Source organism: Mycobacterium sp. DL440 (assembly GCF_011745145.1).
Classification (GTDB): Bacteria; Actinomycetota; Actinomycetes; order Mycobacteriales; family Mycobacteriaceae; genus Mycobacterium.
Window position 1 is genome coordinate 4,191,060 of the sequence record NZ_CP050191.1, and the last position, 20,898, is coordinate 4,211,957.

Below are 20,898 nucleotides of genomic sequence, written 5' to 3' on the forward strand. Positions count from 1 at the left end.
CCTTTCTATCGCGGACCGAGCTCGGCAAGCACCTCGGCGGTGTCCGCTCCCAATTCCGGTGCATACCCGGCGATCCGGCCCGGGGTCCGGGAGAACCACGTCGGCACACCGGGCATGCGCACCTGGCCGTGCTGGGTGTCGACGGTCTCGAACAACCCAACCGCGTTGAGGTGCTCGTTCTCGAACAACTCGTCGGGGGTCAGCATGGGTGCCGCGGGAATCTCCAACTCCGCGAACAGATCCAGCCACTCCGCGGTGGTGCGCTCCTTGAGAGTCCCTGCCAGCAGCCCGTACACGGTGTCGATCTGCCGGGCCCGCTGCTCCAGGGAGGCAAACTGCGCTGTGTTCCAGGCCGGCTGGACCCGCTCGATGAACGCGTTCCAGTGCTTGTCGTTGTAGATCAGCGCCGCGATGTGACCGTCCTTGGTCTCGTACGGCTTGCGGTTCGGGGTGACCGCCCGCGGGTACACCGCAGGCCCCAGCGGGGGGTCGAACATGGCGCCGTTGGCATGTTCGACCAGCATGAAGGAGGCCATGGTCTCGAACATGCTGACTTCCACCTCCTGGCCCTCGCCGGTGCGTTCCCGGTGGAACAGTGCCATCGTGGTCGCGTAGAGCGCGGTCAGCCCGGCCACCTTGTCGGCCATGATCGTGCCGACGTAGGACGCCTCACCGGTCAGTTGCTGTTGCACGGCAGGCAATCCGCATTCGGCCTGGATGGTGTCGTCGTAAGCCGGCCGGTCGGCGTCCGGGCCGCGCCGGCCGTAGCCATAGCAGTTGGTGTAGACGACGTCCGGGTTGATGGCCGCGACGTCGTCGTAACCGAACCCGAGCTTGGTGATGGCCTTGGCCCGCATCGAGTGGATGAACACGTCGGCATCGGCGATCAACGCACGCAGGTCGGCCTTGCCCTGCTCCGACCGTAGATCCAGCACGACGCTGCGCTTGCCGCGGTTGACGTTGACGAACACCCCGCTCATACCCGGCGCGGGTCCGACCGAGATGTAGCGGGTGTTGTCCCCCGCCGGTGTCTCCACCTTGATCACGTCGGCGCCCATGTCGGCCATGATCTGCGTGCAATACGGCCCCATCACCATCGCGGTGAGGTCGACGACTCGAATCCCTTGCAGTGGACCGGTTGTCATGGTCGGGCCCCCTCCGCGGCTCGTCCGAAGCTGTAGCGGATGTGCTCGGAATGCCCGTCGGGGACGACCGGGAAGATCACCGGCTCACTGACGTCGCGGATGCGGTCGATCTGCTCGCCGACGTCCTCCACTGTCCACGACGACTGATACACGCCCGGCGACTCGGCGACGACCGCGCGGGCCAGCCTTCCGGCGATCGCCACGAAAAATTCACCGGTGACCGAACAGGATTCATGCGCCAGCCAGCCCACAGCCGGCGCCACCAGGTCCGCGCCCATCGGCGGGTACGCCGAGGTGTCAAGACCCTCGGCCATCCGGGTCACCGCACCCGGCACGATCGCATTGCACAACACACCCTCGGCGGCACCCTCGAGCGCCACCACATTGCACAACCCGAGGATCCCGGACTTGGCCGCGGCATAGTTCGCCACCTCGCGGTTGCCGTACAGCCCACCGATCGACGAGGTCAGGACCACGCGGCCGTATCCGGCCTCACACATGAGTGGAAACGCCGGGCGCACAACGTGGAATGCGCCGCGCAGATGCACGTCGAGCACCGCGTCAAAGTCGTCGTAACTCATCTCCTTGAGGGAGCCTCGGCGCACCGTGCCCGCGTTGTGGATCAGGATGTCGACGCGGCCGAAATGCTCGATGGCCTTGCCGATGATCGCCTGACCGCCCTCCGCAGTGGCCACCGAATCCGTGACGGCGACGGCTTGTCCACCGGCCGAAATGATTTCGTCGACCACCTGCTGCGCCGGAGCGGTGTCGGCGCCGTCCCCGGTGAGACTGCCGCCCGGGTCGTTGACGACCACCTTCGCACCCTTCGATGCCAGCAGAAGGGCATACTCGCGGCCCAGCCCCCGGCCTGCGCCGGTGATGACCGCGACGCGATCGTCGAATCTCAATGTGCTCAAGCGAAAGGCTCCTCGCCCTCGAGCTTGGTGCGCTGCAACAGCCGCCCCGACGTCGGATCGTACGGCGTGGCCCGGTGCATCGTTCCGGTGTTGTCCCAGATCACCAGGTCACCCACAGTCCACTTGTGCCGGTAGGTGAAGTCGGGTTGGGTGGCCCAATCCCGCAGCCACACCAGCAGTTCGGCACTCTTGCGGAAGTCGATCGGGCCGTCGGCGTCGACGATGTGGCGCGCGGTGGCACCGAGCACGAGCGACTTACGGCCGGACTGATGGGTCCACACCAGCGGCAGCTCCCGATCACCGATGGCCATCATGCGGCGCAAAGACTTCGCACTGGGTTCGGGGTCGTAGTAGAACAGCGTGTTCCACGCCGAGTGCATCACCCGCAGCCCCTCGATGTCGGCCTTGTCCTCGTCGGACAGGGCGTCATAGGCCGCATAGGTGTTGCAGAACTCAGTGTCGCCTTCTTCCGGGTTACCCAGCGCCACGCTCTGCAGCAGCGAGGCCAGGATCGGCACCTCGTTCATGGTGCCGTCGATGTGCCAGTACAGCGAACCCTTGAGATAATCGGCGTGCTTGTTCACCTCGGTGTCGAGAGAGACTTTGTACAGCTTCTCGCCTTGGTGCTCCGCGGCGAACGTGCCGAGGGTTTCGGTGAACGCGATCTGCTCGTCGTCGGTGAACCCGATCTGCGGGAACACCAGCACCCCACGCTGCTCGAGCAGATCCCGGATCGCCCCGGCATGTTCGCCTGACAGCAGCGTGGCCTTGTCGGCGCGGATCTCGGTTCCGATACGGGGCTTGATATCCCGGGTGTCGAGTGCCGTTGTCGTCGTCATGTGGTGAGCTCTAATCCGTCGAGGTCGCCCTTGGCCCGCCAGTCAGCGATCAGCTCGTCGAAGGCGTAGAACCCTGGCGAGTAGAAATCGCCCAGGAAAGCGCCATTGCGCTCCGCGCCGCCGCGACCCTCGTTGTTGTAGTAGCCAGGCGTGCACGACAGTTCGAACGCCGAGTTGTCGATCGCCAGTTCGCGCACCGTCGAGACCCAGATGTCCTGGCCCTCCTGGCTGGGCTCGACCGTGGTGGCACCCCGGTTCTGCGCCTCGGCGATGATGTAGGCGATGTGCTTGGCCTGCTGTTCGAACATCGCCGTGGTGTTGGCCGACACGCCGCCCTGGATGAAGCCCATGAAGAACTGGTTGGGGAATCCGCGACTGGTCATCCCGTGCAGCGTCTGATAGTCGTTCTGCCAGTGGTCGAACAACTCAAGCCCGTCACGCCCGACGATGCGCTCGATCGCGAACCGGCGGCTGATCTCGGTGGAGATCTCGAAGCCGCTCGCGAAGATCACGCAGTCGACCTCGTATTCGACACCGTCGGCAACGATGCCCTTCTCGGTCAGCCTCTCCACCCCCTTGGAGGCCGCGACGTCGACGAGGGTCACATTGGGGCGGTTGAACGTGGCCAGATAGTGCTCACTCGACGTCGGCCGTTTGCACATGAAGCGGTAGTACGGCTTCAACGCCTCGGCGGTCGCGGGATCCTCCACGATCTCGCCGACGAGTCGGCGCAGCCGCTCCATGATCTTGAAGTCTTCCTCTTCCCGGAACGCCATGATCTGCTCGATGGTCACGGCGGCCGGGTCTTCGCTGGTTGCGATCCGGGCGGTCAGGTTGCGCCCGAGCTCGGTCCAGAAGTCGCACACCAGGTCTGGCTCACCGAACACCACGCCGACGAACGGCGACCAGTTGTGGAAGTTGCGCTTTCGTTCTTCCTGCCAGCCTGGTTGCAGGGACGCGGCCCACGCCGGATCGGTGGCCGGGTTAGATCTCGCGTCAACCGAGGACGGTGTGCGCTGGAAGACGAACAGCTCCTGGGCATCACGGCCGAGGTGCGGTACCAACTGGATTCCCGTCGCACCGGTGCCGACGAGAGCGACGCGTTTGTCGGCCAACTTGTGCAGGCCGCCGTCGGCATCCCCGCCCGTGTAGTCATAGTCCCAACGCGCGGAATGGAACACGTGGCCCGAAAAGTCCTTGATCCCGGGGATACCCGGCAGCTTCGGCCGGTTGTAGGAGCCTTGCGCCATGACCACGAAGCGGGCCCGGATGTCATCGCCACGGTCCGTGCTGATCTGCCAACGTTGCGTCGCGTCGTCCCAACGTAATTCGCGTACCTGAGTGGAGAACAGGGCGCCGTCGTACAGGCCGAAGTGCTTGCCGATGTTGCGGCAGTGCTGGAAGATCTCGGCGCCGTCGGCGAATTTCTTGCTCGGCATGAAGTCGAGCTCTTCGAGCAGCGGGATGTAGCAGTAGGCGTCGTTGTCACACTGGATCCCCGGGAAGCGGTTCCAGTACCAGACCCCGCCGAAGTCCCCGGCCATCTCGATGACGCGGATTCCCTCGACACCAGCCTTCTTCAAATACGCTCCGGCCAGCAGGCCGGCAAAGCCCCCTCCGAGGATGACGACGTCGGAGTCCTCGCTGATCGGGTCCCGTTCGGTCACCGTCGTGTAGGGGTCGACCTCGTAGAAGTCGGCGAAATCGCCTTCCAGCTCCAGGTACTGGTCAGCGCCCTCGGGCCGCAGCCGCTTGGCCCGCTCGGCGGCGTAGCGCTCTCGGATCGCGTCGATGTCGATATCGGTGGGCGTGTCGGTGGGCCCGCAGGTGTTGGGCTGCGTCATGCGTTGGCCTTCTCGGGCAGGGCAGCGGCATGCAACGGTGCGGGCATGTCGTGCACTGCGGGCAGCACCTCTTTGGCGAACAGTCGGACGCTGTCGAAGGCCTTCTCGTACGGCATGGTGCCGAACTGCGGGACGATGGTGACCTCGCAGAACGAGCAGGCTTCCTGTGCGGCCTTGAGCTTTTCGAACACCGTCTCGGGTGTGCCGATCAGCAGGTTCGAGGCATGGTATCCGGGCGGGCCGCCCTTCTTCTGGTTGCCGACCTCCGAGGCCAGCACGGCCGTCGCACTCGCCTCGCGGGCCGCGTAGGCCTCATACCCCTTGACGCCCTTGAAGTTCGACGCGTCGGCGAAACCGTAGTGCACGTTGACGTCCCGGTTGGCGGTCCAAATCCACTCTTCGGTTTGAGCGACCTCGTCCTCGGACTCCACGCAGTACATGAACATCACGTTCTTGGGCTGACACGGTCCCAGGCCTTCTTCGGCACGGAAGGTGTTGACCTTGCGCACTTCTTCACCGGCGTCGGTGATCGGCTTGTTGCCGACGAACAGCGGCACCATGCCGCGCCGCGACAGGATCTCCAGCGATTCGGCGGTCGAGGACGAGCTGTAGATCCGGTCGAACAGGTCGGTGCTGATCGGCTCCGGACGCAGGGACATCTCCGGGAACGAGAAGATCTTGCCCTCATAGGAGAACCGCTCACCGGAGAAGGCCAGCTTGAGGATGTCCAGCGTCTCGTTGAACCGGTCGCGGCTTTCCTCACGCGGTACGCCCACCGCGGCGAACTCGCCCTTGGACACGCCGCGGCCCAGACCGATGGTGGTGTAGCGACCGTTGGAGACGATGTCGAGGTAGGCGATCTGGGTGGCCAGCCGGATCGGGTTCCACCACGGCACCACCGCCACGAAGGTGCCCAGGCTGACCCGCTCGGTACGTCCGGCGAAATAGGTCAGAGCCTGAATCGGGTTGGGCGTCATGCCATATGGCGTGCCGTGATGCTCAGGGAACCAGATCCCATCGAAGCCCAGCGGCTCGGCGAGGTCGCCGAGTGCCAGCGCGGCCTGCACGCACTGGTAGTCCGGTGTGGCCGGCGGAGTGCTGAAGTCGCCGGCCAGCACGCGCTCCCAATCGTGGGAGTTCTGCGCTCCCGTACCCAGATTGACCTTCATGTTTTCTCCTTATCGGGCGAGTTGTGTGCGTCTGGTAACGCTGGGCGCTACCGGATGCACCCAAATCACTGGATGTCTTGGGGCTCTCCGGTGTCCATGTACTTGGAAAGTTGGTAGTGCAGGTTGACCGTGCTGCGTTCGCGGTAGGGATTGGGCAATGTTCCGGGGAAGCCTGCCGATTTCATCCCCTGTTGCACCGCCGCCATATTCGAGAAATCCTGCGGCAGTACAGACAGCCAGTTCGGTGAATCCTTCGGGGTATAGGCCCATTCGGTCTCCGGCTCTTCACCGTTCGGGTACAGCTCGAAGACGGCGACCTCGAAGATGCACTTGTCCGGGTTGTAGCCCGGATCGGGCCGTGCGGCGTAGCACAGCGCGCTGGTCAGGCCCTGCCCCACTTGGAAGTTCGGGAAGATCTGCCAGGCCGTGCCGCTCTGCCCGAGGATGTCGGGCGGGATGGTCGGCCAGGTCACGCCACGCGCCTCGTCATCGCGGCGGGCCGAGGCCAGCCAGTACTGCAGCACCTCGTCGGCGGGTGTGCCCTCGGGAAGTTCGTCGACGAGCCGCTTGGCGGCGTTCACCAAAGTCTTCGTCGTCGTCGCGTTGGTTTCTTCCATGGTGTAGACCTGCATCTCGGCGGTGGAGATGCGGGGGTCACCGGTGCCGAGCCGGATCTTGGACTTGGTCTCGTCCATGCCTTTCGGCGCGTCGTAGCCGATGTTGCTGTGTTTGCCCTGCGCCTTGGCCCAGCCCTTGAACTCGCCGAACTGGTTGAACTCCGGGTGCGTGGTGAACACGTGGTAGGTCTCGTTGAAGGCCTCCATCGCGACCTTCCAGTTGCAGTCGAAGTACAACCATTTGCGCCACTTGTAGCGCATGTTCTCCAGACCGAACGGGTCGAGGATCTTGGCGGCCGGCATCAGGTAGTCGGCCAACGACTCGCAGTCGGGATCCATGTTGATGAACAGCCACCCACCCCAGGTGTCCACCTGCACGGGCGCGAGGTGAGTGTTGCGGGGGGTGAGTTTTCCCTGCCAGTCGTCCTGTTCCCGGATGTGCGTACAGGTTCCGTCGAGACCGTAGGTCCAGCCGTGGAATCCGCAGACGAAGGACTTCCGCGCCCGGCCGGTCGCGTTCTTCGCGCCCTCGGGGTTGTCGATGAGCTTGCGTCCGCGGTGCATGCAGACGTTGTGGTGGGCCGTGAATTCATTTGGGCCCGTGCGCACGACAATAATGGAGTCGTCGAGGATGTCGTAGGTCAGGTAGCTCCCGACCTCGGGGATCTCCTCGACCCGGCCGACCTGCTGCCAGACCTTGCGCCACAGTCGATCCCGTTCGGCGCGAGCGTAGCTCTCGGAGACATAGGCCTCGACCGGGATGGTGGTCGGCTGAGACAGATCTTCGGCAATCTCTCCGGTCGCGTCGTCCGGATCGGCGTCGACCTCCATCGCGGCGTCGAGATGAGATTCGGTATGAGCCATTAGATCCTCCTGATGGCTGCGCGGAAGTCGTCGTCCTTGAGGAACAGCGAGGTGTTGTCGCCGCCGAGATGGGTCCAGCGCAGATTGAGTCCGCCGTCGACCAGGATGGTCTGGCCGGTGATGTAGCTCGACAGGTCGGAAAGCAGAAACAGGATGGCGCCGGCCTGCTCCTCGGGAGTGCCGCGCCGCCCCATCGCGATGGCCCGCCGGTCACGCTCGGGGTCGGCGTCGACATAGGTTGCCGAGGCGGCGGTTTCGGTCACTCCCGGGGCGACGGCGTTGACCCGGATGCCTTCGGCGGCAAGCTCTGCAGCCATCGTCCGGGTGGCTGCCACGATCGCGGCCTTCGCGGTGCCGTAGGCGACGTGATACGGCGCGGTGTTCATCCCGCTGATGGAAGACACCGACACGATCGAGCCCGGGTTCTCCCGGGCCCGGATTTCTGCAGCCACAGCCTGGCTCATGAAGAACATGGTTTCCAGGTTCGCGGTGAACAGTTCGCGCCAGTCGGCCCGTGACACCCGGGTGGCCGGCATCCAGGTGGCCGGCGCCGCGCCGCCGGCGACATTCACCAGCCCGTACAGCGTCCCCTCGGCTGCACGTGCCGCTTCGAGCACGGTCGCGATGCCCTCATCCGTCGACGCGTCGGCCGCCACCGTCACCACGCTCAGGCCCTTGTCGGTCAGCGGTGCAACGTGCGTGTCGAGGTTGTCCTGCGATCGGCTCACCGCCACGACCGTGGCCCCGGCTTCGGCCGCCATCCGCGTGACGGTGGTGCCGATGCCGCCGCCACCGGCGCCCGACACCACCACGACCCGGCCGTCCAGGCTCAGGGAGCTCTCCATACGTAACCCTTATCGACCTATTTGTCCGGACAACATATTGCGATCTTCATATTGGAGAACACTATTCCCCAGCACTTATGGACCGTCAAGGGCAGATATGAACGTATCGACGGCTATTGTCTGGACTACGTGGAGTTGCTAACGTCCGAGGTCATGAGCGCGCTATCGGTATCTGAGGCCAGGTACACCGCAAACCCCACGGTCGCCGGGAACTGGACGCTGGAGCAGGTCACCGCGCCCAGCCGGCTTTTCGGCGCGAACGGCCTGCGCACCGGCCCGGATGGGCGGATCTACATCGCCCAGGTGACCGGCAGCCAGATCAGCGCCCTCGACCCGGCGACCGGGCGATTGGAAACCGTCAGCGCCAAGGGTGGCGATATCGTCGCTCCGGACGACGTGGCGTTCGACGCCGACGGCAACCTGTATGCCACCGAGGTGATGGACGGCCGGGTCAGCGTGCAGGAGGCCGGTGGTCGCACCCGCGTGCTGCGCGACGACATCCCCTCGGCCAACGGCATCACGTTTCACCAGGGTCGGCTGTTCGTCGGCGAATGCCGCGAAGGCGGCCGGCTCATGGAGTTCGACCTCGCCGGTGGCGCCCCGCGCGTCCTGTTGGAGAACGTGCCCTCCCCCAATGCCATGGAGGTCGGCCCCGACGGGTTGCTCTACTTCCCGGTGATGGGTGCCAACGAGATCTGGCGCATCGATCCCAACGGCGGGCAACCCGAAGTGGTGGCAGGCGGGCTAGGAGTCCCGGACTCGGTCAAGTTCGACGCCGACGGCTACATCGTCTCCACCCAGGTGGCCAGCGGCCAGGTGCTGCGCATCGATCCGCGCAGCGGCGAGCAGACGCTGCTGGCGCAGTTGAATCCCGGCCTGGACAACTGCACCTTCGTCGGCGACCGGTTGTTCGTCTCCAACTTCACCGGTGAGATCACCGAGATCCTGGGTAGCGGCGGCAGCAGCCAGGCGCTGCTGCCGGGCGGGTTGAACTGGCCGCTGGATCTGACCGTGGGTGCCGACGGCGGGTTGTATGTCGCCGACGGCACCTACTTCTACCGGGTCGGCCCAGAAGGCGCCCTGCAGACCGTCGCGATGCTGTTCTCCCCGGGCTACCCAGGCTTCCTGCGCGGCGTGACCGCCTCGGGGCCAGGTGAATTCATCGTCACCACCGCCGCCGACACCGTGGCACGCTTCCGCCCGACGGGCGCCCAAGATGAGGTGAGCGAAGTGCTCGCCAGCGGCATCGACCAACCCTATGGGGTGGCCCTGGCACCCGACGGGTCTGTGCTGGTGGTCGAGCAGGGTGCGGGACGGCTGCTGTCGGTGCGCGACGGCTCCGTGAATGTGCTGGCTTCCGGCCTGGACACCCCGGTGGGCGTGGCGATCGGACCCGGTGGCGCACCGCTGGTCTCGGTGGCGGGTGCCGTCATTCGTGTCGACGACCGAGGTGTCGCACCCCTGGTCGACGGATTGCACACTCCGCACGGGATTCTCGTGCGTGACGGCGCGCTCTACATCGTCGACTCCGGCAGCAAGGAGCTGATCAGCTACGACGTGGAGGACGGCCCGGCCACTGCTCGGACTGTCATCGCCTCTGGACTGCCCGTCGGCCCGCCGCCCGGGGTGACCCCCAAGCTGCTCAAGGGCATGCCCCCGTTTTCCGGCCCACAGGGCCCGTTCGCCGGGATCACCGCGGGACCCGATGGCACGCTCTACATCTCGGGCGACGGCGACGGCAGCGTGCTGGCGCTGGGCCGGGCCTGAACGAGAACATGACAGTCACACCGGCCGACCACCGTTACCTTCAGGTGGCGCGCACCCTACGCAAGGAGATCGTCGACGGGGTCTACCCGGTGGGCTCGCAACTGCCCACCGAACACGAACTCTGCGAGCGCTTCGAGGTCAGCCGCTACACCGTGCGCGAAGCACTGCGGCGATTGCGCGACGACAACCTGGTCACCTCGCGGCCGCGGGCCGGAACCACCGTGGCACCACGGGCCGCAGCGAATACCTATGCCCAGGACGTGGTCTCGATCAATGATCTGCTCGCGTTCGCCACCGGCGCCCAGTTCACCATCGAGTCCAACGCCATGGTCACCATCGACGGCGAGTTGGCCGACCGCACCGGACTCCCCCTCGGCGAGCAGTGGCTGGCGGTGCGCGGTTACCGCCAGGCCGACGACGATGCGGCACCGGTATGCCGCACCGAGTACTACATCAACCGCAGCTTCGCCGGAGTCGGCCGGCTGCTGCAACGGCACTCCGGGCCGATCTTCCCGCTGATCGAGGATCTGTTCGGAGTCAGCATCGTTGAAGTGCACCAGGAGATCTCAGCGATCGTCACCTCCCCCGAGCTCGCCGCGGGCCTCAAGGTCCCCCCAGGTACCGCGGCCCTGCAGATGCAACGGGCGTACACCACCTCCGACGGGGAGGTCGCCCAGGTCACCGTCAACACCCACCCCTCGGATCGGTTCCGGCATGCCATGACGATGCGCCGGGTCAAGGGCTGAGGCGTGGTGCGCAGGAACGCTGTGGGCCATAGAGACCAAGCCCGCGCGGCCGACGCCTACGCCCGCGGGCTGTGGGTGTCCACCACTCTGGCCGACGCACTGGCCGACGCGGCGCATGACACCCCCGACCGGGTGCTGCTGATCGACGCGGAAACCAGGCTGACCGCCCACGAGTTACACACCCGGGCGAGCACTCTGGCCCTGCAGCTGGCCGCGCGGATGCCGCAAGGCAGCGTGGTGTCCTTCATGCTGCCCAACTGGCACGAGGCCGCGGTCATCTATCTGGGCGCCACACTGGCCGGCATGGTGGTCAACCCGATCCTGCCCTCACTGCGGGACCGGGAACTGTGCTTCATCCTTGATGACGCGCGCAGTCGTGCGATCTTCATCCCCGCTCAATTCGGCAACCACGACTACGCGGCCATGCTCACTCGGGTCTGCCCACAGCTGGACGTGCCTCCGGAAGTCGTGGTGCTGCGCGGCGATCCGGGTCCGCACCAGGCGTTCAGTGCCCTAGGCGATGCTCCGGATCAGGAGCTCCCGACGCTCGACCCGGACGACATCCGGATGATCATGTACACGTCGGGCACCACCGGAGGTCCCAAAGGCGTACTGCACAGCCATAACTCGATCAACGCACTGATCCGCCAGTTGGGTGAGCACTGGATGGTCGACCCCGGTGACACCTTCCTGGTGCCATCCCCCATCGCGCACATCGGCGGCTCGATCTACGCCTTCGAATGCCCGCTGCTGCTGGGCACCACCGCGGTGCTGATGCAACGCTGGAACGCCGACGGTGGCGTGGCACTGATGACCGAATACGGGTGCACCCACATGGCCGGGGCGACACCGTTTCTGGAACAACTGCTCGGCGCCGCCGAACGGGTCGGCACCCGGTTGCCCGATCTCAAGGTGTTCATCTGCGGTGGCGCGTCGGTGCCGCCATCGCTCATCCGCCGGGCGTCCGACTACTTCGACCGGGCCGTCGTCAGCCGGGTGTACGGCTCCACCGAGGTACCGGTCACCACCGTCGGCTCACTGGCCCCGGGAGGGGTCGAGCACGCCGCCGAGACCGACGGCCGCCCCGGTATCGCCGAGGTCCGGCTCGTCTCCGGCGAGATCCGGGCCCGCGGTCCACAGATGCTGCGGGGTTATCTGCACTCCGAGGACGAGATCGAATCCTTTGACGAGGACGGCTTTTTCCGTACCGGGGATCTCGGCCGCTGGGTCGACGGCGACTACCTGCAGGTGACCGGGCGAGCCAAAGACCTCATCATCCGCAACGGCGAGAACATCTCCCCCAAGGAAGTCGAGGACATCCTCGTCGGCGAACTGGGCATCACCGAGGCGGCCGTCGTCGGCCTGCCCGACGAACGCACCGGGGAACGTGCCTGCGCGGTACTGGTGACGACCGACGGTCAACGCCCCGACGTGGCCGATGTGGGCCGGGTGCTGACCGAGCACGGGTTGGCCCGGTTCAAATCGCCCGAGCGGGTGGAGGTCTGGGATGCCCTGCCGAAGAACGACGCGGGAAAAGTCTTGAAACATCACATCCGGGAAAGGCTGACGAGGGTGGCCGGGGCGAGCGAAGCGACGGGGAAGGTTGTCTAGAGATGCAGGTTGCGATCGTCACCGGGGCCAGCAGCGGCATCGGATTCGGCTGTGCCACGACGCTTGCCGAGGCCGGAATAGCCGTACTCGGCACCGGACGCGATGAGGAGCGACTCGGCGAACTGGCCAAGGCTGTCCGCGATCCTGACCTCATCGCCACGCTGGCCGTCGACCTGACTGCCGACGACGCCCCACAACGCATCGTCGAAGCCGCGCTGGCCCGCTGGGGCCGCATCGACTTTCTGATCAACAATGCCGGTGTAGGCAGCCCCAAGCCCCTGCACGAGACCGACGACGCGACCCTGGACTACTTCCTCGGCATCATGCTGCGCGCACCATTTCGGTTGGCCCGAGACGTGATACCGCACATGGGACCTGGCTCGGCAATCATCAACATCACCTCGACGTTCGCGGTTGTCGGCGGATTGCGCGGCGGCGCGTACTCGGCCGCCAAGGGCGGGTTGACGGCGCTCACCACTCACATCGCCTGCCAGTACGGGGCCCAGGGCATCCGCTGCAACGCGGTGGCCCCGGGCGTCACCGTCACCCCGATGGTCGAACAACGCCTCAACGATCCGGGCTTCCGCAAGATGCAGACCGAGATGACCCCGCACACCCGGCTGGGCCGGATCGAAGACATCGCCGCCACCGTGGCGTTCCTGTGCTCCGACGGCGGCAGCTTCATCAACGGACAGACCATCGTCGTCGACGGCGGTTGGAGCTCGACGAAGTACCTGTCCGATTTCGCGCTGAACGCCAAATGGGTTGAGGATGGTTCTCCATCATGAATATTTTCGCGGTACTCGATCAGGCCGCGGCGAGATTCGGTGACCACGGCGCGGTGTTCCTGGGCGAACGCCAACTGCACACCTGGGCGCAGCTACGCGACCGGGTACTGCGGCTGGCGACCGCGCTGAAGGCCCTCGGCGATCGCGGCACCCGTATCGCCGTCGCCAGCGAGAACCGGCCCGAGGTCATCGAGCTGATGTTCGCCATCTGGGCGGCCGAATGCGTTTTCGTGCCGATCAACTACAAGCTGCACCCTCGCGAGATGGCCGACATCCTGGCGGATTCCGGTGCGGCGCAGGTGTTCGCCTCGGCCAAGATCGCCGAAGGCCTGGCGGCTACCACCGGACTCCCGATCGAAACCATCGGCAGCCAGGACTACTCGGACCGGCTCGATGCCGAGCCCGCGATCCCGCCGTCGACCGATCCGGACACCCTGGCCTGGCTGTTCTACACCAGCGGCACCACCGGAAAATCCAAGGGCGCCATGCTGTCCCACCGCAACCTGATGGCGATGACGGTGGCGCACCTGGCCGATTTCGACGATCCGGACGAGGATTGCAGCCTGATCCACGGCGCCCCGATGTCGCACGGCTCCGGCCTGTACATCCCGCCCTACGTGCTGCGCGGTGCCCGTCAGGTGGTGCCGGAATCCGCCGCGTTCGAGCCCGGCGAATTCCTGGACCTGTGCGACCATCACCCCGGCAGTAGCGCCTTTTTGGCTCCGACCATGGTGCAGCGCCTGATCCAGACCGGCCGGCCCCGCCCGCAGAACCTGAAAACCGTGGTCTACGGCGGCGGGCCGATGTACGTCGACTGCCTCAAGAAGGCACTGGCCGCCTACGGCCCGATCTTCGTGCAGCTCTACGGGCAGGGCGAAGCCCCGATGACGATCACCGGGCTGCGTCGCGCGGACCACATCGATGCCGACGACGCGACGCTGGGCTCCGTCGGTTATCCGCGTTCCGGCGTCGAGGTCGCCGTGCTCACCTCCGACGGCACCCACGCGGCCGTCGACGAGATCGGCGAGATCGTCTGCCGCGGCGACGTCGTCATGTCCGGCTACTGGAACAACCCGACCGCCACCGCGGCCACCCTCAGGGACGGCTGGCTGCACACCGGTGACATGGGATCGTTCGATGCCCGCGGCTACCTGACCCTGCGCGACCGGTCCAAGGACGTGGTGATCAGCGGGGGCAGCAACATCTATCCCCGCGAGGTGGAGGAAGCCCTGCTGGAACACCCCGACGTGGTCGAGGCGGGCGTGGTCGGCGCGCCCGATGCGGAGTGGGGTGAGGTGGTGGTGGCGTTTGTCGTGGGCGAAGTCGATGCGGCTGCGCTCGACGCTCACCTGCTGGAACGCATCGCCCGGTTCAAACGGCCCAAGCGCTACGAGTTCATCGACGCCCTACCGAAGAACAGCTACGGCAAGGTGCTCAAACGCGAACTGCGGGACCGATTGAGTTCATAGCGCGAAGTTCATAGCACGAGACCACATCAGGCCGCGGATCAACTCCGTCGGCGGGATATCCTCGGCGGCAATCAATCCCGCGGGCGCACCACAGACCCAGTCGATCGCGTTGACCACCCGCGCCGCGGTAGACACACACCCGGCGTCGGTCACATCCAGCACCGGATGGGACAGACTGGTGCTCACCTCGATGCGGGGCTCGCCCTCGATGATCACCATGTGCACGCCCGACTGGCCCTCGGGCGGATACTCCCAATCCGGCGCCGCCGCAGGCGTGAGCCGGGTGGTGTGCTCGACGGTGATGACCGGAACACCACCGCGCAGGCCATCGGCGGCAAATCGCGTGCCGGCCAGCTGCCCGGGTTCGACTGTCAGCATCGTGCATTCGATCCGCTCGGTGGCGTACCACGGCTCGAACCGCTGGCCGACCTCGTCGAGTTCCACCCCCAGGCGGTCGGCGAGATTGCGCACCAGTCCGCCGAACATCGACGTGATTACTCCCGGCTGGAACGCCATCGGCAGGTCGTCGTCCGGAGTCGTACCGAAACCCATGGCGGTACCGGTGTATTCGTAGTCGTCATAGTTGCCGTAGTCGAAGATCTCCTTGATCGTCACCGACTCGGCACGGGTGACCAGACTGAGCGCGGCGTACGCCGCGGTGTCCCCCGAATAGCCGGGGTCGATGCCGTTGACATACAGCGAGGAGTTCCCTGCCGCGCAGGCCTGCTCAAGCGGAATCCTCAGCCAGTCGTCGGCCTGTCGCGGTGTCACCAGCCACACCATGGAGGTTCCGACCACGTTGATCCCCGCTGCCAGGAACCGCGACATCTGCTCGACGGCTTCCATCGGCCGGGTCTCGCCCAATGCCGTATAGACCACGCAGTCGGGCCCGAGTGCGATGAGCGCATCGATGTCGTCGGTCGCGATCACGCCCGTCGGCTCGCTGTGCCCACACAGGTCGGCAGCGTCACGCCCGATCTTGTCCGGGCCCGCCGCATGGACACCGACCAATTTCAGGTCGGGTCTGCCGATGACCGCCGCCAGCGAATGCCTGCCGACATTGCCTGTCGAAAACTGCACCACTCTGCGCATCATGACAACCTATATTGCCGACTGAAGTCAGCCAATGAATGAACCGGGGAACAAGGTGCCCGAAAAGACCCGACCTACGCCGAGGACGTGTACAGCGCCTTGAACTTGTTGAGTGACTGCTGAATATCGCCTTTGAGCGCGGCGGCCACCACCATGCCAATCGGCCCGAACAGGGCCGGCCCGCCGAGGTGCACGTCAAAGGTCACTTTCGCGCCCTCTCCGCCGTCCACCGACGCCGGTGAGATCTTTCCGATCAGCTTGACCTTTACCCCGCCACGGCCCTCGCCGTTGAGCGTCAGGGACTGCGGCGGCTTGTAGTTCACCAGCGTCCACTTCACGCGGTTCAACATGCCTTTGACTTCGACGATCGAGTCGATGACCGTGCCCTTTTCCAGGGTTTCGGGCAGCGCCGAGCGCCAGGCCCGGTGGATGCTGAGCCACTCGTCGTACCGGGACAGATCTGAGGCGTACTCCCACGCCTTCTCCGGCGGCAACGGAACATCGACGGAGACAGACAATTTGGCCATAATTTACTGCTGCGGTTCTTCTTTGTTGAGGGAGTTCTTCGCCGCTTCTTGCGCCTTGTCGACATGCTGGCTGTACTTGCCCTGCGTCTTCTCGTCGATGACGTCGCCGGCCTTGTCGATGGCCTGCTCAACCTTGTCAGCGTTCTGCGACAAAAGGCTCTTGGCCTTGTCCAGGAATCCCATCAGCCCACCCTATCTTCTCGATTCTCAACTGAACGCTGGCTATTGTCCCCGCAGCCAGCTATCTCCACAACCGACGCTTCTCCCCGAGGACCGTCCCCTGCACCCACCACAGCACCTCGATCAGTGTTGCCCCGACCAGTCCGATGCCCAACGCAATCGCGGTGACCTTGAGATTCGACGGGTCCAGCATGAACAGGCGTTGCGCCAGAGGCAGACTGAAAATCAGCACATACGCCAGGCCGGAGAACGCGACCAGCGCCACGCGCCACCACTCATACGGGCGGGCCACCACCGACAGCACCCACAGCGAGGACACCAGCAACGTGATCAGCGCCGCCGTCGAGGCCTGGGTCTGTTCCAGCAGGCCGGCCTCCCGGCCCTGATAGGCCACCAGATACGAGACGAAAGTGACGGTGCCGACCACCAGCCCCGACGGCAGCGCGGCCATCATCACCCGGCGCACGAAACCTGAATGGGCCCGTTCGTTGTTCGGGGCCAGCGACAAGATGAACGACGGGATACCGATGGTGAACCAGGCCGCGATGGTGACGTGGATCGGCTGGAACGGGAACAACAGCGGATCGGTGCCGAACAACTTGGACGACAATCCGGCCAGTGCAACCAGGATCGCCAGCAACACCGAGTACACGGTCTTGGTGAGGAACAGGTTCGACACCCGCTCGATGTTGCCGATCACCCGCCGACCTTCGCCGACTACATACGGCAGCGTGGCGAACTTGTTGTCCAACAACACGATCTGCGCCACCGCACGCGAAGCCGAACTACCCGATCCCATGGCGACGCCGATGTCGGCATCTTTGAGGGCCAGCACATCGTTGACGCCGTCGCCGGTCATCGCCACCGTGTGCCCACGCGACTGGAGAGCATGCACCATGGCCCGCTTCTGATCCGGGCGCACCCGGCCGAAAGTGGTGTACTCATCGAGGGTCTCGGCCAACTGCTCCGGTTCGTGCGGCAACTGGCGGGCATCCATCGTCTCGCCGTGCAGGCCCAGCTTCCCGGCGACCGCGCCGACCGACACCGCGTTGTCCCCGGAGATCACCTTGACCGAAACATGCTGGGAAGCAAAGTAATCGAGCGTGTCAGCGGCATCGGGACGGATCCGCTGCTCCAACACCACCAACGCGACGGGAGTCACCGTGCCCGGGGCCTGCGGCGCGTCGACCGCCAGATCGGACGACCCGACCAGCAGCACCCGCAGCCCCTGGGCGCCGATCTGCTCCGCTTCCTCGGCCACCGGTGAGCTGGAGTCCAACAACACATCCGGGGCGCCGATCACCCAGTTGCCATGCTCGCCGTAGGACGCGCCACTCCATTTGGTGGCGGACTTGAACGGGGCCGTCGCGGTGGCCGTCCAACCCGGCGGCGTCGCGAAAGCCTCGGCGATGGCCACCATGCTGGCGTTCGGCCTGGCGTCGTCGGCGGCCAGCTGCGCCAGCGCCGAAGCGACATCGCTCTCAGCGATCCTCTTGAGATCGCTGACCCGCATACCGTTTTCGGTCAACGTGCCCGTCTTGTCCGCACACACGACATCGACACGGGCCAAGCCCTCGATCGCGGGCAGCTCATTGACCAGACATTGCCGTCGGCCCAGCCGCACCACCCCGACCGCGAATGCGATCGACGTCATCAGCACCAGGCCTTCGGGCACCATCGGCACCAGCGCACCCACCATGCGCAGCACCGGTTCATGCCACACCGCATCGGTGGTGAAGATCTGACTCATGATGATCTCCAACGAATCTCGCCAACCGCCCTCGTTGGCGACGATGTCGTGGTAGGTCTGCTTGAGCGACTCCAGGATCCGGGGGTCGGTGGTGAACAACTGGGTGTAGATGGTGAGCAGGCCGGCAGGCACCAGCATGTAGGTGATGACCTGCAGGATCTTGTTGATGCCGTTGCGCAGTTCGGATTTCACCAAGGTGAACTTGGAGGCCTCTTCGGCGAGCTTGGCGGCATACGCCTCGTGCCCCACCTTGGTCGCGCGGTAGGCGCCGGAGCCGGCGACCACGAAACTGCCCGACATCACCGCGTCGCCCGCGGCTTTGACGATCGGGTCGGCCTCGCCGGTCAGCAGCGACTCGTCGACCTCAAGGTTGGACTCCTCGATGATCTCGCCGTCCACCACGATCTGGTCGCCCGGCCCGAGTTCGATGATGTCGTCGAGCACGACCTCCCCGGGCAGCACGGCGCGGCTACCGGATTCCCTGCGTACCGTGGGCTTGGCCTGCCCGACAATGGCCAGCTTGTCCAGGGTCTGCTTGGCCCGGACCTCCTGGATGATGCCGATCGCACTGTTGGCGATGATCAGCAGGCCGAACGCCCCGTTGATCAACGACCCGGTCGACAGCACGATCAGAAACAGCACACCCAGGATCGCGTTGATGCGGGTGAACACATTGCCGCGGATGATCTCCGAGATGCTGCGCGCCGCACGCGTCGGGACGTCGTTGCTTTTACCCTCGGCTACCCGCTGGGCCACCTCGGCATCGGTGAGACCAGTGGCAATGATCGTCGTCATCCGCGAAAAGTCCTCGTCCCGTCGGTGTCGTGGAGCTCAAGACGTCAGTTTGCCACCGGAAACAGGTCAGAACTCCCACCACGGGTCGAGTGCCGCAGACGCGGCGTCCACCCGCTGCCCCGGGCGCGGCACCGCGATCTGCACCCCGGCCGGGTCGGCCGCCGTCAGCAATCGGCGCACCGGATCGGCCCACGGGTGCGGGGCCAGCCGGAAGGTCGCCCAGTGGACCGGCACCAACAACCCGGACTCGGTGACGTCCAGATGGGCGCGCACCGCTTCCTCGGGATTCATGTGGATGTCGGGCCAACTCGGGTGATACGCCCCGACCGGAAGCAGGGTCAGATCGAAAGGTCCGTATTCCGAACCGATTTCGGAGAAACTCTTGGTGTAGCCGGTATCTCCGCCGAAGAACGCCCGGTGCTGAGGCCCGATGAACGCCCACGAAGCCCACAGCGTGGTGTTGCGCTGGAACAGCCGCCCCGAGAAGTGCCGGGCGGGCGTGCACACCAGGGTCAGCTCCCCGATCCGGTGGCTCTCGTTCCAGTCGAGCTCGATGATCCGGTCCTCGGGTATCCGCCACTTACGCAGATGCGCCCCGATGCCCAACGGCACCACGAACGGAGCCCGCTGGGTACGGGCCAACCCCATCACGGTCTCGATATCGAGGTGGTCGTAGTGATCGTGGCTGATCACCACGGCGTCGACGGCAGGCAGGGCCTCCAGCGGCAGCGGCGGCTCGTGCAGCCGCTGCGGACCCACCACCCGCGACGGCGAGCAGCGACGGCTCCAGACCGGATCGGTCAGCACCCGGTAGCCGTCGACCTCCACCAGCGCAGTGGAGTGCCCGTACCAGGACACCGCGCACGCGGCAGCTTCGCCGTCATTGTCAGAAGGTTCGACCAGCGGGATCGGCCCGCCCGGCCTACTGGCGGAGCCCGAGCCGAGCATCTCGGCGATCAGCATGCGCCACTCTTCGCGGCTCATGCTGACGCCGGGTGAGGCCGGCTCGACGTTGACGAACACACCGTCGGCGTACTGCAGGGACCGCTGCGCCACCGGGCGGATTTGGCGGGGCAGGGCCCCCACCGAGGCGTAGCTCCCGTTCAGCGCGCGTAACAACCACCCGCCGGCCAGCAGTGAAGCCGACCTGGCACCCAACCGCAGCGCAGCGCGCAACATGTCAGGCCCCGTTGAAGTTCGGCGGGCGCTTCTCGATGCGGGCCACCTGGGCTTCGATGACGTCCTGGCTACCCCACGCCTTGTCGAACAGCTCCTTGTGGACCGGCCACGACTCCTCGTAAGCACCGTCGTCGTTGAGCACCCGTTTGGCGTGCTGCAGGGCCAGCGGCGCGAACCCAGCCAGCTCGGCAGCCCACTTCTGCGCGTCGGCCAGCGTGCCGATGCGGTTGGCCATGCCGGTCTGCAGTGCGGTCTCCGCGGTGAGCCTCTCGGCGCCGAGCAGCATGCCGCGTGCCCGGCCGTAACCCACCAGCGAGGTCAGCCGCCGGATGCTCCAGTTGTCCAAGGCCAGGCCGTACTTCGCGACCGGAAACTGGAAGTAGGCCTCGGGCGCGACGACGCGCAGATCGCAGATCATCGACAAGATGACGCCCGCACCGATCGCCGGGCCGTTGATCGCGCCGATGACCGGAACCGGCGCCTTGTCGATCGCCAGGTTCAGCGCCAGCGCCTTGTCAGGGAGCTTCTCGGCCATGCCCGCGGCGTCGGTCAGGTCCGCGCCCGAGCTGAACACCGGACCCGCACCGGTCAGCACGATGGCCCGGATGTCCTGTTCAGCGGCATGCTCGACCGCTTCCCGCAAGCTGTCGACAAGCTCGCAGTTCAGCGCGTTGCGCCGCTCTTCGCGTTGCAGTTCCAGGGTCAGGACACTGCCGTCTCTGGTCACACCAATCATGTGGCCAGCCTATATAGG

18 protein-coding genes are annotated in these 20,898 nt (G+C 65.7%); 5 read left to right on the top strand and 13 right to left on the bottom strand.

What is annotated here, in order from left to right:
• Window positions 1–5: 5 nt before the first annotated feature.
• The 7 genes from HBE63_RS20430 to HBE63_RS20460 form a co-directional block, all read right to left on the bottom strand.
• On the bottom strand, window positions 6–1,145 hold the full coding sequence (locus HBE63_RS20430; RefSeq protein ID WP_166906372.1) for a CaiB/BaiF CoA-transferase family protein: 1,140 nt from the start codon (window positions 1,143–1,145) through the stop codon (window positions 6–8).
• Window positions 1,142–2,062: an SDR family NAD(P)-dependent oxidoreductase gene (locus HBE63_RS20435; RefSeq protein ID WP_166906373.1), complete on the bottom strand. Its 921-nt coding sequence runs from the start codon at window positions 2,060–2,062 to the stop codon at window positions 1,142–1,144. Before HBE63_RS20435 ends, HBE63_RS20430 begins: the two co-directional genes overlap by 4 nt.
• Window positions 2,059–2,901, bottom strand: coding sequence for a TauD/TfdA family dioxygenase (locus HBE63_RS20440; protein ID WP_166906374.1), 843 nt, complete (start codon window positions 2,899–2,901; stop codon window positions 2,059–2,061). Before HBE63_RS20440 ends, HBE63_RS20435 begins: the two co-directional genes overlap by 4 nt.
• Complete coding sequence (locus tag HBE63_RS20445) at window positions 2,898–4,745, bottom strand: NAD(P)/FAD-dependent oxidoreductase (protein WP_166906375.1); 1,848 nt, start codon at window positions 4,743–4,745, stop codon at window positions 2,898–2,900. The genes HBE63_RS20440 and HBE63_RS20445 overlap by 4 nt, the downstream gene beginning before the upstream one ends.
• Window positions 4,742–5,914, bottom strand: a complete 1,173-nt coding sequence (locus tag HBE63_RS20450) for an LLM class flavin-dependent oxidoreductase (RefSeq protein WP_166906376.1) — start codon at window positions 5,912–5,914, stop codon at window positions 4,742–4,744. Before HBE63_RS20450 ends, HBE63_RS20445 begins: the two co-directional genes overlap by 4 nt.
• A gap of 65 nt (window positions 5,915–5,979) precedes the next feature.
• On the bottom strand, window positions 5,980–7,395 hold the full coding sequence (locus HBE63_RS20455; protein ID WP_166906377.1) for an SRPBCC family protein: 1,416 nt from the start codon (window positions 7,393–7,395) through the stop codon (window positions 5,980–5,982).
• Window positions 7,395–8,240, bottom strand: coding sequence for an SDR family NAD(P)-dependent oxidoreductase (locus tag HBE63_RS20460; protein WP_166906378.1), 846 nt, complete (start codon window positions 8,238–8,240; stop codon window positions 7,395–7,397). Before HBE63_RS20460 ends, HBE63_RS20455 begins: the two co-directional genes overlap by 1 nt.
• Window positions 8,241–8,393: 153 nt before the next feature.
• Between HBE63_RS20460 and HBE63_RS20465 the strand changes: the two genes are divergently transcribed.
• Genes HBE63_RS20465 through HBE63_RS20485 form a run of 5 tightly spaced genes read left to right on the top strand, consistent with a single transcriptional unit; the run spans window position 8,394 to window position 14,621 of the window.
• Window positions 8,394–10,007 carry an SMP-30/gluconolactonase/LRE family protein gene (locus tag HBE63_RS20465; RefSeq protein ID WP_166906379.1) on the top strand — a complete coding sequence of 538 codons (1,614 nt, stop codon included), beginning with the start codon at window positions 8,394–8,396 and terminating at the stop codon, window positions 10,005–10,007.
• A gap of 8 nt (window positions 10,008–10,015) precedes the next feature.
• Window positions 10,016–10,753: a GntR family transcriptional regulator gene (locus HBE63_RS20470; RefSeq protein WP_166906380.1), complete on the top strand. Its 738-nt coding sequence runs from the start codon at window positions 10,016–10,018 to the stop codon at window positions 10,751–10,753.
• A 21-nt stretch (window positions 10,754–10,774) separates the two neighbouring features.
• Window positions 10,775–12,364: an AMP-binding protein gene (locus HBE63_RS20475; RefSeq protein ID WP_166906381.1), complete on the top strand. Its 1,590-nt coding sequence runs from the start codon at window positions 10,775–10,777 to the stop codon at window positions 12,362–12,364.
• 2 nt (window positions 12,365–12,366) lie between these two features.
• Window positions 12,367–13,152 (top strand): SDR family NAD(P)-dependent oxidoreductase, encoded by a 786-nt coding sequence (locus HBE63_RS20480; protein ID WP_166906382.1) that lies wholly within the window; start codon window positions 12,367–12,369, stop codon window positions 13,150–13,152.
• Window positions 13,149–14,621, top strand: a complete 1,473-nt coding sequence (locus HBE63_RS20485) for a long-chain fatty acid--CoA ligase (protein ID WP_166906383.1) — start codon at window positions 13,149–13,151, stop codon at window positions 14,619–14,621. The genes HBE63_RS20480 and HBE63_RS20485 overlap by 4 nt, the downstream gene beginning before the upstream one ends.
• On the opposite strand, the gene HBE63_RS20490 is transcribed toward HBE63_RS20485, so the two are convergent.
• The 6 genes from HBE63_RS20490 to HBE63_RS20515 form a co-directional block, all read right to left on the bottom strand.
• Window positions 14,616–15,713, bottom strand: a complete 1,098-nt coding sequence (locus HBE63_RS20490; protein ID WP_166906384.1) for a dihydrodipicolinate reductase — start codon at window positions 15,711–15,713, stop codon at window positions 14,616–14,618. The genes HBE63_RS20485 and HBE63_RS20490 overlap by 6 nt on opposite strands.
• Window positions 15,714–15,787: 74 nt before the next feature.
• The gene (locus HBE63_RS20495) at window positions 15,788–16,240 is read right to left on the bottom strand and encodes an SRPBCC family protein (protein ID WP_166906385.1); all 453 of its coding nucleotides are present in this window, start codon (window positions 16,238–16,240) and stop codon (window positions 15,788–15,790) included.
• A gap of 3 nt (window positions 16,241–16,243) precedes the next feature.
• Window positions 16,244–16,423: an antitoxin gene (locus tag HBE63_RS20500; protein WP_166906386.1), complete on the bottom strand. Its 180-nt coding sequence runs from the start codon at window positions 16,421–16,423 to the stop codon at window positions 16,244–16,246.
• 58 nt (window positions 16,424–16,481) lie between these two features.
• Window positions 16,482–18,965 carry an HAD-IC family P-type ATPase gene (locus HBE63_RS20505; protein ID WP_166906387.1) on the bottom strand — a complete coding sequence of 828 codons (2,484 nt, stop codon included), beginning with the start codon at window positions 18,963–18,965 and terminating at the stop codon, window positions 16,482–16,484.
• A 66-nt stretch (window positions 18,966–19,031) separates the two neighbouring features.
• Window positions 19,032–20,144 carry an MBL fold metallo-hydrolase gene (locus HBE63_RS20510; protein WP_166906388.1) on the bottom strand — a complete coding sequence of 371 codons (1,113 nt, stop codon included), beginning with the start codon at window positions 20,142–20,144 and terminating at the stop codon, window positions 19,032–19,034.
• Window position 20,145: 1 nt separating this feature from the next.
• Window positions 20,146–20,880 carry an enoyl-CoA hydratase gene (locus HBE63_RS20515; protein ID WP_166906389.1) on the bottom strand — a complete coding sequence of 245 codons (735 nt, stop codon included), beginning with the start codon at window positions 20,878–20,880 and terminating at the stop codon, window positions 20,146–20,148.
• Between the last annotated feature and the right edge of the window lie 18 nt (window positions 20,881–20,898).